Source organism: Sphingomonas sp. FARSPH (assembly GCF_003355005.1).
Classification (GTDB): Bacteria; Pseudomonadota; Alphaproteobacteria; order Sphingomonadales; family Sphingomonadaceae; genus Sphingomonas.
Window position 1 is genome coordinate 3,257,390 of sequence record NZ_CP029985.1, and the last position, 12,699, is coordinate 3,270,088.

Sequence of the window (12,699 nt, forward strand, 5' to 3'; positions counted from 1 at the left end):
ACTGCCGCATGGTGGTCGCGGCCTCTCAAGGTCCGTGTCGGCCATATCATTAGCCCTTTTCAACTCGTCAGAACCCTGCTATGAACCTATCTGGTACAGCGCCACGCTACGGCTCTTTCGTATCGGACGCAGCTTGGCCGACCCGGCGGGACGGCCATCGCAAAGGGTGAAAGACCGCGACTTTCGCGACCTTTCATCGGGCCGGGAGGCATGCGCCTTGCGAACGTCAAGCTGGGGCGGACCTCGACGCTACCGCCGGGGCGACGAAGCAGCAGTTCGCCCACATGAACGCTTGACCAAGGCCTGCGCATCGCCTCTGTGAACCAGAAAGCGTGGAGAGGGTGATGACGATCGCGAAACGACTTGCCTGGATCGTCGTGGCGCTTGTCGGAGCCGTGGCGCTCGGCATCGTCGCGCTGTCCCGCGGCGAGCATGTCAACGCATTGTGGATCGTCGTCGCCGCGCTGTGCGTCTATCTGATCGCCTATCGCTTCTACGCCAAATATCTCGCGAAGGTCGTGGTCGGGATCGATCCGGCGCGGCCGACGCCAGCAATGCGCCGACCCGACGGTCTCGATTTCGTCCCGACCGACCGGCGCGTGCTGTTCGGCCACCATTTCGCCGCGATCGCGGGCGCGGGGCCGCTCGTCGGGCCGGTGCTCGCCGCGCAGATGGGGTATCTTCCCGGCATGCTGTGGATCCTTGCCGGTGTCGTGCTGGCGGGCGCGGTGCAGGATTTCATGGTCCTGTTCATATCGATGCGCCGCGACGGCCGATCGCTGGGCGAGCTGATCCGCATGGAGATGGGCGCGATCCCCGGCACCGTCGCGCTGGTCGGCGCCTTCGCGATCATGGTCATCATCCTTGCGGTGCTCGCGCTGATCGTCGTGCGCGCGCTCGCCAACAGCCCATGGGGCCTGTTCACCGTCGCCGCGACCATTCCGCTTGCCGTCCTCATGGGCGTCTACACGCGCTGGGTGCGGCCGGGCAGGATCGGCGAAGTCTCGCTGCTCGGGCTTGTCGGGCTGATCCTCGCGATCGTTTACGGCCGCGACGTCGCGGCGTCGGCCACCCTCGCGCCGCTGTTCACCTACACCCCCGTACAGCTTTGCTGGATCCTCGTCGGCTATGGCGCGGTCGCATCGGTGCTGCCCGTCTGGCTGCTGCTCGCGCCGCGCGATTATCTGTCAACCTTCCTCAAGATCGGCGCGATCGCCGCGCTGGCGATCGGCATCGTCGTGGTGATGCCGGACATGCGCATGCCCGCGATCACGCGCTTCGTCGACGGCAGCGGCCCCGTCTGGTCGGGGTCGCTCTTCCCCTTCTTGTTCATCACCATCGCGTGCGGCGCGGTATCGGGATTCCACGCGCTGATCGCCAGCGGCACCACGCCCAAGCTGATCGCGAGCGAGGGCGACGCGCGCTTCATCGGCTATGGCGCGATGCTGATGGAAAGCTTCGTCGCGATCATGGCGCTGATCGGTGCGTCGATCATCGATCCGGGCGTCTATTTCGCGATGAACAGTCCGGCCGCGGTCGTCGGCACGGACGCCGCGAGCGCCGCTGCCGCGGTCAGCGCGATGGGCTTCCCGATCGAGCCTGCGACGATCGCCGGAACCGCGCGCGACGTGGGTGAGACGACGATCATCAGCCGCGCCGGCGGCGCGCCGACGCTCGCAGTCGGCATGGCCCACATCTTCAGCCGCGTGATCGGCGGGCAGGCGATGATGGCCTTCTGGTACCATTTCGCCATCCTGTTCGAGGCGCTGTTCATCCTGACCGCGGTCGACGCCGGCACGCGTGCGGGCCGCTTCATGCTGCAGGACCTGATCGGCCTTGCAGTGCCATCGTTCCGCAATGCGACCTCGTTCGTGCCCGGGCTGATCGGGACGGCATTGTGCGTCGCGGCCTGGGGGTTCTTCCTCTACCAGGGGGTCACCGATCCGCTGGGCGGCGTGAACACCTTGTGGCCGCTGTTCGGCATCTCCAACCAGATGCTCGCCGCGGTCGCGCTGACCCTCGCGACGGTGGTGCTGTTCCGCATGAAGCGCGATCGCTTCGCCTGGGTGACGATCCTGCCTGCGGCATGGCTTGTGCTGTGCACCTCCACCGCCAGCCTGATGAAACTGTTCTCCGCCGATCCGCGTGTCGGCTTCCTCGCGCATGCGGGCAAGTTCGGCGACGCCGCGGTGCGCGGCGAGGTGCTGGCCCCTGCGAAGTCGCTCGCGGAGATGCGACGGATCGTTTTCAACGACCGTATCGATGCCGCGCTGTGCGCGCTGTTCCTGGCGGTCGTCGTGACGATCGTCGTCTATGGCTTGCGGACCTGCCTCGCCGCACGCCGGATACCGCGACCGACCGTTACCGAAGTGCCCGCCGCGATGCGCGCGGTCGCCTGACATGCGCGCGTCACCGGAAGTGCGGCGGCTGGTCACGCTGATCGTCGACGCAGCCCGTGCGATGGTCGGCGTGCCCTCTTATCAGGCTTATGTCGCGCACATGCACGCCGCTCACCCGGGTGTGCCGGTGATGGACGAGACCGCATTCTTCCGCGACCGCCAGCAGGCGCGCTACGGCGGTCGCGGTGGCGGCAAATGCTGCTAGACGCTCAGCCGAAGGTCAGCAGCGCCGCGCAGCATAAGGCCAGCGCGGTCCCGCTCATCCAGCACAGCGACCGGAAACTGCACGCGCACACCTGTGGATCAATCCACTCCATGGCACCCTCTCCTCCCGTTCGTTGACGGCAAGGCGGCCAGGATATCACGTCCGGCAGGCGAAAAAAGACAGCGCTCCCGCCCCATCTCTCACGGGACGGAATCCCCCGGCCGCGGCTTGAAGCCCTCCGGTCGCGCGGCTACAGCAATCCATGATGGCCAGCGTCAAACCCCTGAGCGGCGCAGCACCGGGCGACGTCGAAGCCTCGGTCCCGCAACGTTACCTCGGGCTGCTCGCCGATTCCGCAGAACGGTTGCTTGCCGCCGCCGATCCGGCGGAGATGGTCGACGAAATCTTCGCGCTGATCCGGCGTGAACTGCGGCTCGACGTCTTCACCAACTATCGCTTCGATGGCGAGCGCCTCCGGCTTGAGGCGCATGGCGGTCTCGGCGACGAAGAGGCCGCCGCCATCGCCTCGCTCGAACTGGGAGAGGCGATCTGCGGCACCGTGGCGCAACAGCGGTGCATGCATCACGCGGTATCGATCCGCACCTCCGCCGACCCGGTGTACGCCTTCACCAAGCGACTCGGCCTTGATACCTATGCCTGTACGCCGCTGCTCCACGGCGACCGCCTGCTCGGGACGCTGAGCTTCGGGCGACGCTGGACCAACCGCTTTACCACCGACGAACTGCGTTTCCTGCGCACGCTGTGCCATTATGTCGCGCTCGCCAAATACCGGCTGCACGCCGAGGCGGCGCTGCGTGACGGCATGGAGATGCGCGAACGATTGGTGGCCGAGCTCAAGCACCGCGTCCGCAACGCGCTGCAGGTCGCGGTCGGCCTGGTTGGCGCCGAGGTCGGCGAGATGCCCGTTGCCGCGCAAGCCCCCCTATACCGTGCGATCGAACGGCTTCAGATACTCGCGCTCGCGCATCGGCCGCTCTACGGCAGCGAACTGCCGGGCGCGATCGACGTCGGCCGGTTGATCGCCGCGCTGATCCGCGATGGCGCGATCCCCGTCACCGCAGGCAAGATCGCCGCCGCCCCGCCGGTGCGGATCGAGACTGCCGCGGCGCTGGCCTTGCTGCTCCATGCGCTGACCCTTCCGCTGTCGCCCGGCGAGCCGGTGACGCTGCACCTCGCGATGGACGCGCGTCGGATGACGATCGCGCTCAACGGCCTGTGCCATCCGGACGAGCCGTCGCGGATGGTGCGCGGATTGCTGCATCAGCTGCGCGGTACGCTCGCGCCCGGAACGGGGGGCACGGTACTGACGTTGCCCGTCCCGCACGATGACTGACGCGTCACCCGGCCTCAACCTGCTGCTCGTCGAGGACGAAGCGCTCGTCGCGATGCTGGTCGAGGACGCGCTGACGCTGCACGGCCATACCGTCGTCGGCATCGCGGACACGCTCGACATGGCGCTGGACATCGCCGCGCGGGAGCGGCCCGACCTGGCGTTGTGCGACGTCCAGCTGGCGCTGGGCGACGACGGTGTCGCCGTGGCCCGCGCCCTTGCCGAGCGCGGCATCCCCAGCCTGTTTCTCAGTGGTACCTGCCCCGATGCGGGTGCGCATGCGCTGATCGTCGGCTGCATTGCCAAGCCGTTCTACAACGCAGGGCTCGGCGATGCCGTTAACGCCGCCTATGCGATCAGCCGCGGCGAGGCGCCGGCGCACCTGCCGCCGATGCTGACGCTTTACTGATCCGTTCAGGCCTGGCCGTTCATCGCCGGGCGGCTGGTGTCTTCGCCCTCGCCATGCGCGTGGACCCGGGCCAGCGCCTCCGCCTCGATCTTCGTCAGTTCGGACAAGGTCGTGTCGAGCGCCTGGCGCTGCTGTTCCAGTTCGTCGATCCGCTCGCGACATCGCCCCGCCAGCGCGCGCATCTGCTCCAGGTGCTGCGGATCGGCATCGTACAGGTCGAGGAATTCCTCGATGTCCTTCAGCGTGAACCCCAGCCGCTTGCCGCGCAGGATCAATTGCATCCGCGCGATCTCGCGCCGGCGATATACGCGCGTCGTGCCGATCCGGCACGGTTCGATCAGGCCGCGATCCTCGTAAAAGCGCAAGGTGCGCGGCGTGATGCCCAAGCGTTCCGCGACCTGCTGAATCCCCTGCAGCTCCCCGCCATCCTCCATCGTCCTCTCCACCCTCGCGTCCCTGTCACACTGCCTTGCGCCGTTCTTCTTCGACCAGCTCTTTCTTGGAAAGCTTGCCGATCAGCGTCTTGGGCAGAGTGTCGCGTATCTCGACCGCGCGGGGAAGCTCGATCTTGCTCACCTTGTCGCGTAGGAAGTCGCGCAGTTCGTCGCCGGTCACCGCGCCGGGCTCGGACAGTGTGACGAAGGCCTTCGGACTTTGCCCGCGATACTGGTCGGGCACACCGATCACCACGGCTTCCGCGACCGCGGGATGCTCGTACAACGCTTCCTCGATAACCCGTGGATAGACGTTGTAGCCCCCGCACAGGATCATGTCCTTGATCCGGTCGACGATGAACAGATAGCCGTCGTCGTCAAGGTAGCCGACGTCACCGGTGCGCAGCGCGCCGTCGGCGAAGGCCCCTTCCGTCTCGTGCGGCTTGTGCCAGTAACCGCTCATCACCTGCGGGCCGCGCGCGCAGATCTCCCCCTTTTCGCCCTTGGGCATGATGCGCGACGGGTCTTCGCGGTCGCGAATTTCGATCGTCGTGCCGGGGAACGGCAGACCTGCCGAACCTTCCTTGTTGACGCCCTCGAACGGATTGCAGGTGATGATCGGCGAGGCTTCGGACAGACCGTATCCCTCGACCAGTTTCGCGCCGGTGCGCTGTTCGAACAGATGACGCACCTCGATCGGCAATGGCGCCCCGCCCGAAATGCAAACCTTGATCGACGACAGGTCGGGGACATCGGCATCGGGCAGATTGGCGAGCGCGTTGTAGATCGTCGGCACGGCGGGGAAATAGGTCGGCCGCGTCCGCTTCACCGCACCGAGCAGCTGCTTCATCTCGAACCGCGGCAACAGGATCATTTCCGCGCCCACCAATGTCGAGAAGGTCAGCACGTTGGTCAACGCAAAGACGTGGAACAGCGGCAGCACGCCCATCACCCGGTCCTGGTCCGGGGTTTCCCCGCCGACGTGGACGAGCATCGCGTCGGTATTGGCGACGATGTTGGCGTGGCTGAGCATCGCTGCCTTGGGCAGGCCGGTGGTGCCGCCGGTATATTGCAGTACGGCGACCTCGTGCGGGTCGACCGCAACCGGCGCTGGCGCCGCGCCCTTCGCCATCAGATCGGCGTAATAAAGGTGCATCGCGTCACGCGGCGCGCGGCCGATCTCCTTGCGCTTGACGATCTTGTACGCGAACTTTTTGATCGTCGGCAGCGCATCGGCGATCGGGCAGCTGACGACGTGGCGGATCCCGGTCTCGCGCGACACCTTCAGCACCCGCGCCTGGATTTCGGCGAGGTCGCAGGTGACGATGATCTCTGCGCCCGAATCATGGATCAGATGCGCGAGCTCGCGCTCGACGTACAGCGGGTTGACGTTGACGACGATGCCCCCGGCCTTGAGCGTCGCGTAGAACAACACCGGATAATAGGGCGTGTTGGGCAGGCACAGAGCGACGCGCGTACCCTTGACGACGCCCAGCGCCTGCAGCCCGGCCGCGGCGCGGTCCACCGCCTTGGCCAACGCGCCCCAGCTCGTCGTGCCGCCCAGGAAATCGACCGCGACGCGATCCGGAAAACGCCGTGCCGACGCGTCAAGCATCGCACCCAGCAGACGCGGTCGTTCGGCCAGCGGCACGCCCCGCTTGATCGCCAGCGGCTGGTCCGCAGTCCGCTCTCCGGCGTCGCTCGGCATCCCGGTCATGTCCATCCTCTCAAACCTTCGGCCGCTCCGACCCTGCTTGTCGCCGCAGCTCACTTGACGTATTGGGAAGGTATCGCACCTATACGGTATTTCGCAAGTAACGTTATTTTTCACGGTCGACGCAGCGCAAACGCTGCCTTCTGAGAGGATATCATGACCAACGTCGTCATCGCCGGCTATGCCCGTTCGCCGTTCCACCTCGCCGGCAAGGGCGCACTTGCCCGTGTCCGCCCTGACGATCTCGCGGCACAGACGATTCGCGGGCTGATCGAGAAAACCGGCATCGACGCATCGGCGATCGAGGATATCATCCTCGGCTGTGCCTTTCCCGAGGGCGAACAGGGCCTCAACGTCGCGCGCATGATCGGCCTGCTCGTCGACCTGCCGCTGTCGGTCGGCGGTATGACGGTGAATCGCTTCTGCGGCTCGTCGATGAGCGCGATCCACATCGCGGTCGGCCAGATCCAGATCGGTGCGGGCGAGGCGTTCATCTGCGCCGGCCTCGAATCGATGAGCCGCGTGCCGATGGGCGGTTACAACCCGCTGCCCAACCCGACGCTCGCGAAGAAGAACGCCGGCGCCTATATGGGGATGGGCGACACGGCGGAGAACGTCGCACAGAAGTATCAGATCACCCGCGCCGAACAGGATGCGTTCGCGGTGAAGAGCCAGCAGAAGGCCGCCGCCGCGCGCGCGGATGGTCGGCTGACCGACGAGATCGTGCCGATCCAGACCAAGGCGGGCGCGGTCGCCGAAGACGGCACGATCCGCCCCGACACGACTCAAGAGGCGCTTGCCGGGCTGAAGCCCGCGTTCAGCCAGGACGGCTCGGTCACGGCCGGCACCTCTTCGCCGCTCACCGACGGCGCATCGGCGGTGCTCGTCACGTCGGAGGAATTCGCGCAAAAGCATGGCCTGAAGATCCTGGCCCGCATCAAATCGGTCGGCATCTCGGGCTGCGAGCCCGAAACGATGGGCCTCGGCCCGATCGGCGCGTCGAAGAAGGCGCTGGAGCGCGCGGGACTTTCCGTCGCGGACCTCGACGTGGTCGAAATCAACGAAGCCTTCGCCAGCCAGGCGATCGCCTGCATCCGCGACCTCGGCCTGAAGGACGAGACGATCAACAAGGACGGCGGCGCGATCGCGATCGGCCATCCGCTCGGCGCGACCGGCGCGCGTATCGTCGGCAAGGCGGCGGCGTTGCTGGAGCGCGAGGGCGGCAAATACGCGCTCGCGACGCAGTGCATCGGCGGCGGCCAGGGCATCGCCACGGTGCTGGAGCGCGCATAACATGGCGGACCAGATCAAAAAGGTGTGCGTGATCGGTGCGGGCGTGATGGGCGCCGGCATCGCCGCGCAGGTCGCCAACGCCGGTATCCCCGTGCTGCTCCTCGACATCGTGCTCAAGGAAGGCACGGATCGCGACGCCGTCGCCAAGGGCGCGGTCGCCAAGATGCTCAAGACGGAGCCTGCGCCCTTCATGTCGAAGGCGGCGGCGAAGCTGGTCGAGACGGGCAATATCGACGACCATCTGTCCCGCGTCGCCGAATGCGACTGGATCATCGAGGCGATCGTCGAGCGGCTCGACATCAAGCAGGCGCTCTACGCGAAGCTGGAGGCGCTGAAGCGCCCCGGCACGCCGATCAGCTCGAACACGTCGACCATTCCGCTTGGGGCTCTGGTCGACGGGCGATCGGACCAGTTCAAGGCCGACTTCCTCATCACCCACTTCTTCAATCCGCCGCGCTACATGCGGCTGATCGAGATCGTGCGCGGTGCGCATACGGACGCCGCGGTGGCCGAAAAGGTCGAGGACTTCGTCGACCGCTTCATGGGCAAGCGCATCGTCCGCGCGAAGGACACGCCGGGCTTCATCGCCAACCGCATCGGCACCTATTGGCTGGCCGTCGCGATCAACGCGGCGATGGACCAGGGGCTGACGATCGAGGAGGCCGATCAGATCGGCGGCCGTCCGATGGGCGTGCCGAAGACCGGCATCTTCGGCCTCGTCGACCTCGTCGGGGTCGACCTAATGCCGCTTCTGTCGAAGAGCCTGTCGTCGACCCTGCCTGCCGGCGACCCCTATTTCGACACGGTGCGGCCGATGCCGCTGGTCGACAGGATGATCGCGGAAGGATTCACCGGCCGCAAGGGCAAGGGCGGCTTCTATCGCTTCGACAAAACGACCAAGACCAAGTTCGCGCTCGATCTGTCGACCGGCGAATACCGGCAGCAGACGAAGCCCGAAAAGCTGCCCTCCGTGGCGGAAAAGGACCTCGGCGCGCTGCTCGCTTTGCCGGGCAAGACGGGCACCTACGCCTGGACGATCCTGGGCAGCGTGCTGTCCTATGCCGCGATGCTGGTCGGCGAGGCTGCCGACGATATCGTCGCGATCGATGATGCGATGAAGCTCGGCTACAATTGGAAGTTCGGGCCGTTCGAGCTGATCGACCGGATCGGTGCCGCAACGCTCGCCGCACGGCTCCGCGCGGAGGGGCGCCACGTCCCCGCCATCCTCGACACCGCCGGCGACAAGCCCTTCTACCGGATCGAGAACGGCACGCGCCAGTATCTGGGCAGCGACCGCGCCTATCACGACGTCGTGCGTGGCGAGGGCGTCCTGTTGCTCGAGGATGTCAAGCTGCGCTCCGAGCCGCTGCTCAAGAACGGGTCGGCCGCGTTGTGGGACGTCGGCGACGGCGTCGCCGCGCTCGAGTTCACCACCAAGATGAACGCGCTCGACGAACAGATCATGCAGCTGATCCAGAAGGCGATCCCGCTGGTGAAGGCGCAGTTCAAGGCGCTGGTGATCTATAACGAAGGGTCGAACTTCTCGGCCGGCGCGAACCTCGGCCTCGCCATGTTCGCGGTCAACATCGCCGCCTGGGGCGAGGTCGAGAAACTGATAGCAGCCGGACAGGCGGCGCTTAAGGCGCTGAAATACGCCCCCTTCCCCGTCGTCGCCGCGCCCGCCGGAATGGCGCTGGGCGGCGGCTGCGAGGTCGTGCTGCACGCCGATGCGGTGCAGGCGCATGCCGAAAGCTACATTGGCCTCGTCGAATGCGGCGTCGGCCTGCTGCCCGGCTGGGGCGGCAACGGCGAGTTGCTCGACCGGATGGCAAAGGCGCCGATGATGCCCAAGGGGCCGATGCCCGCCGTCGCCAAGGCGTTCGAGACGATCTCGACCGCGCAGGTGTCCAAATCCGCCGCGCTGGCGAAGGAGATGATGTTCCTGCGCCCGACCGATGGCATCACGATGAACCGCGACCGATTGCTGGCGGATGCCAAGGCGAAGGCGCTCGCGCTGGTCGACGGCTATGTCGCCCCCGAAAAGCCGACCTTCCGCCTTCCCGGCGAAAGCGGCCGCACCGGCGTCGCCGGGGTCGTCGACGGCTTCCGCAAGAAGGGCATGGCGACGCCGTACGACGCGGTCGTCTCGGATCGCCTCGCCACCGTCCTCACTGGCGGCGAGGCCGATCTGGTCGACACGGTGACCGAGGACCAGTTGCTCAAGCTGGAGCGGCAGGCGTTCATGGCCAGCGTCAGGGACCCGCGCACGCAGGCCCGCGTCGAGCATATGCTCGAAACCGGCAAGCCGCTGCGGAATTGATCGAACCATGACCGTCATGCCGGACTTGTTCCGGCATCCACGTCTTCGTGGACGCCACGCACATGTGGTGCGCGGACGAGTGGACCCCGGAACACGTCCGGGGTGACGGGAGGAAGAGGACTAAGACCCATGCAAGTCTACACCGCCCCCATACGCGACATGCGCTTCGTGCTGCACGAGCTGTTCGCCGACGACCAGTTTGCCAATCTGCCCGCCCACGCGGACTTCACCCCCGACCTGCTCGACGCGGTGCTGGAGGAAGGCGCGCGGATGGCGCAGGAGGTGCTGTTGCCGCTCAATGCCAGCGGCGACCTGGAAGGCTGCCGGCTTGAAAACGGCGTCGTGCGCACGCCGACCGGGTTCAAGGCCGCCTATGACCAGTTTCGCGCGGGCGGCTGGGCAGCGCTCGCCTCCGCGCCCGAATGGGGCGGACAGGGCCTGCCGGAGAGCCTCAACAAGCTGGTCGAGGAGATGATCTGCTCGGCGAACCTGTCGTTCAGCCTCTATCCCGGGCTGACGCACGGCGCGACCACCGCAATCGAGGGCCACGCCTCCGAAGACCTGAAGCAGGCCTATCTGCCCAAGATGGTCAGCGGCGAATGGTCGGGGACGATGTGCCTCACCGAATCGCATTGCGGCACCGATCTTGGCCTGCTGCGTACCAAGGCGGTGCCGCAGGGCGACGGCAGCTACAAGGTTTCCGGCGCGAAGATCTTCATCTCGTCGGGCGACCACGACCTGACCGAGAACGTCATCCACCTCGTGCTCGCGCGGCTGCCCGATGCGCCCGCGGGGGTGCGCGGGATCAGCCTGTTCCTTGTGCCCAAGTACTTGCCGGATACGGCAGGCGCGCCCGCGACGCCCAACGGCGTGACCGTCGCCGGGCTCGAGCACAAGATGGGCCTCAAAGCCTCGGCGACCTGCCAGATGGTGTTCGAGGATTCGACCGGCTGGATCGTCGGCGAGCCCGGCAAGGGCCTGCCTGCGATGTTCACGATGATGAACACCGAACGCGTCTCCGTCGGCATCCAGGGGCTGGGTATCAACGAGATCGCCTATCAGTCCGCCGTCGCTTACGCCAGGGACCGGTTGCAGGGCCGCGCGCTCGGCGGCCCGGCGCGCCCCGACCTCGCCGCCGACCCGATCATCGTCCACCCCGACGTGCGCCGCAGCCTGATGACGATGCGCGCCTATGCGGAAGGGTGCCGGATGCTCGGCCAGTGGGCCGCCCGGGCGCTCGACGCGGAAAAGCACGCCGCCGATCCAGAGGTGAAGCAGCGCGCCGCCGATTTCGTCGCGCTGGTGACGCCGGTGGTGAAGGCGCTGTTCACCGATCTCGCCTTCGATGCCGCCAATCACGGCGTGCAGGTGCATGGCGGCCACGGCTACATCCGCGAAACGGGTGTCGAGCAGTTCGTCCGCGATGCGCGCATCTGCCAGATCTACGAGGGGACGAACGGCGTGCAGGCGCTCGACCTCGTCGGTCGCAAGATGCCCGCCCATATGGGCCGTCAGATGCGGCCTTTCTTCCACGCAGTCAGCAATCTGTGCGAAGCCATGGCCGCCGCGCCCGACAAGGCACTGGCAGGCATGACCGCAGGCTTGCAGCAGGCGTTCGGCGCGCTGCAGCTGTCGACCGCGACGATCGCGCAAAAGGGGATGAAGGACCCCGAGGAAGCCGGCGCCGCGGCAACCGATTATCTGCGCCTCATGGGCCTCGTCGGCATGGGCTATTGCTTCCTGAAGGCAGCGAAGATCGCCACCGATCGTCTCGCAGAGGGCAGCGGCGACGCCGGCTTCTACCGCGCGAAGCTCGCCACGGCAGGGTTCTTCTTCGATCGCATCCTGCCGCAGGCGACCGCCGCATTTCTTGCGATCAAGACGGGCAAACGCTCGACGATGGCGCTGGAACTCGACGCGTTCTGAACGTTTGAAGCTTGACAGCAAGGCTGACAGGATTAGGCGGGCCGATGACTGCCGTATACGGCAGCCGGCTCGCCGATAGGATCGCGGCGTGACGCGCGCGATAGTAGCGAGACCCGCGACCGCAAAGATGCGGCGCGATGACCATGGCACCTGCCCCGCCGCCTGCGACTGTTAGCGGGCGGCACGTTCGGAGAGGAGAATCCCCGCATGTCCCTGCTTCTCGTCGGCGCGTTGCTCGCCGCCGCCCCTGCGCCAGCACCGGCCCCCGCCGCCGATTCCGCGATCGGCATGTGGAAGACCGAAACCCGCGGCGGCATCGTCGAGATCCAGCGCTGTGGCGCTTCGATCTGCGGCCGCATCGTCACGTCCGAACTGCTCCGCACGCAGCCCGGGCTGAAGGACGAGAAAAACCCAGACGCCAACCTGCGCAACCGCCCGCTGAAAGGCTTGCTGATCCTCAGCGGCTTCAAGGCGGATGGCGATGCGTGGAGCGGCGGCACGATCTACAAGGCCGACGACGGCAAGACCTACAAGGCGACCGTCACGCCGATCGACGCCAATACGCTGAAGGTGCGCGGCTGCATCTTCGTGCCGCTCTGCAAGACGCAGACCTGGACGCGCGTTCGCTAACCAAAAATTCCCCGCTTA

At 66.7% G+C, this 12,699-nt stretch carries 10 protein-coding genes; 8 read left to right on the forward strand and 2 right to left on the reverse strand.

Annotation, left to right across the window (positions count from 1 at the left end):
• Nucleotides 1–344 precede the first annotated feature (344 nt).
• The 4 genes from DM480_RS15425 (at nucleotide 345) to DM480_RS15440 (ending at nucleotide 4,364) form a co-directional block, all read left to right on the forward strand.
• Complete coding sequence (locus DM480_RS15425) at nucleotides 345–2,399, forward strand: carbon starvation CstA family protein (protein ID WP_115380432.1); 2,055 nt, start codon at nucleotides 345–347, stop codon at nucleotides 2,397–2,399.
• Between the two features lie 61 nt (nucleotides 2,400–2,460).
• On the forward strand, nucleotides 2,461–2,604 hold the full coding sequence (locus DM480_RS15430; RefSeq protein ID WP_232834212.1) for a YbdD/YjiX family protein: 144 nt from the start codon (nucleotides 2,461–2,463) through the stop codon (nucleotides 2,602–2,604).
• 262 nt (nucleotides 2,605–2,866) lie between these two features.
• Nucleotides 2,867–3,958, forward strand: coding sequence for a GAF domain-containing protein (locus tag DM480_RS15435; protein WP_115380436.1), 1,092 nt, complete (start codon nucleotides 2,867–2,869; stop codon nucleotides 3,956–3,958).
• Nucleotides 3,951–4,364 carry a response regulator gene (locus DM480_RS15440; protein ID WP_115380438.1) on the forward strand — a complete coding sequence of 138 codons (414 nt, stop codon included), beginning with the start codon at nucleotides 3,951–3,953 and terminating at the stop codon, nucleotides 4,362–4,364. The genes DM480_RS15435 and DM480_RS15440 overlap by 8 nt, the downstream gene beginning before the upstream one ends.
• 5 nt (nucleotides 4,365–4,369) lie before the next feature.
• Here the strand turns inward: DM480_RS15440 and DM480_RS15445 are convergent, their stop codons facing one another.
• Both DM480_RS15445 and DM480_RS15450 read right to left on the reverse strand, forming a co-directional pair.
• Nucleotides 4,370–4,798, reverse strand: coding sequence for a MerR family transcriptional regulator (locus DM480_RS15445; RefSeq protein WP_115380439.1), 429 nt, complete (start codon nucleotides 4,796–4,798; stop codon nucleotides 4,370–4,372).
• Between the two features lie 25 nt (nucleotides 4,799–4,823).
• Nucleotides 4,824–6,515, reverse strand: coding sequence for a long-chain-fatty-acid--CoA ligase (locus tag DM480_RS15450; protein WP_115381465.1), 1,692 nt, complete (start codon nucleotides 6,513–6,515; stop codon nucleotides 4,824–4,826).
• A gap of 153 nt (nucleotides 6,516–6,668) precedes the next feature.
• Between DM480_RS15450 and DM480_RS15455 the strand changes: the two genes are divergently transcribed.
• From DM480_RS15455 to DM480_RS15470, 4 genes are all read left to right on the forward strand, one after another.
• Nucleotides 6,669–7,805 carry a thiolase family protein gene (locus DM480_RS15455; RefSeq protein ID WP_115380441.1) on the forward strand — a complete coding sequence of 379 codons (1,137 nt, stop codon included), beginning with the start codon at nucleotides 6,669–6,671 and terminating at the stop codon, nucleotides 7,803–7,805.
• Nucleotide 7,806: 1 nt separating this feature from the next.
• A complete protein-coding gene (locus tag DM480_RS15460; RefSeq protein WP_115380443.1) occupies nucleotides 7,807–10,125 on the forward strand; it encodes a 3-hydroxyacyl-CoA dehydrogenase/enoyl-CoA hydratase family protein in 2,319 nt (772 codons plus the stop codon).
• Nucleotides 10,126–10,254: 129 nt separating this feature from the next.
• On the forward strand, nucleotides 10,255–12,051 hold the full coding sequence (locus tag DM480_RS15465) for an acyl-CoA dehydrogenase C-terminal domain-containing protein (protein ID WP_115380445.1): 1,797 nt from the start codon (nucleotides 10,255–10,257) through the stop codon (nucleotides 12,049–12,051).
• Between the two features lie 207 nt (nucleotides 12,052–12,258).
• Nucleotides 12,259–12,681, forward strand: coding sequence for a DUF2147 domain-containing protein (locus tag DM480_RS15470; protein WP_115380447.1), 423 nt, complete (start codon nucleotides 12,259–12,261; stop codon nucleotides 12,679–12,681).
• The last annotated feature ends 18 nt before the right edge of the window (nucleotides 12,682–12,699 follow it).

Excerpts from the sequence above, each read along its gene's own strand:
- DM480_RS15450 (WP_115381465.1), bottom strand. The coding sequence starts at position 6,515 with ATGACCGGGATGCCGAGCGACGCCGGAGAGCGGACTGCGGACCAGCCG.
- DM480_RS15460 (WP_115380443.1), top strand. The coding sequence starts at position 7,807 with ATGGCGGACCAGATCAAAAAGGTGTGCGTGATCGGTGCGGGCGTGATG.
- DM480_RS15470 (WP_115380447.1), top strand. The coding sequence starts at position 12,259 with ATGTCCCTGCTTCTCGTCGGCGCGTTGCTCGCCGCCGCCCCTGCGCCA.
- DM480_RS15445 (WP_115380439.1), bottom strand. The coding sequence starts at position 4,798 with ATGGAGGATGGCGGGGAGCTGCAGGGGATTCAGCAGGTCGCGGAACGC.
- DM480_RS15425 (WP_115380432.1), top strand. The coding sequence starts at position 345 with ATGACGATCGCGAAACGACTTGCCTGGATCGTCGTGGCGCTTGTCGGA.
- DM480_RS15455 (WP_115380441.1), top strand. The coding sequence starts at position 6,669 with ATGACCAACGTCGTCATCGCCGGCTATGCCCGTTCGCCGTTCCACCTC.
- DM480_RS15465 (WP_115380445.1), top strand. The coding sequence starts at position 10,255 with ATGCAAGTCTACACCGCCCCCATACGCGACATGCGCTTCGTGCTGCAC.
- DM480_RS15440 (WP_115380438.1), top strand. The coding sequence starts at position 3,951 with ATGACTGACGCGTCACCCGGCCTCAACCTGCTGCTCGTCGAGGACGAA.
- DM480_RS15435 (WP_115380436.1), top strand. The coding sequence starts at position 2,867 with ATGATGGCCAGCGTCAAACCCCTGAGCGGCGCAGCACCGGGCGACGTC.
- DM480_RS15430 (WP_232834212.1), top strand. The coding sequence starts at position 2,461 with ATGGTCGGCGTGCCCTCTTATCAGGCTTATGTCGCGCACATGCACGCC.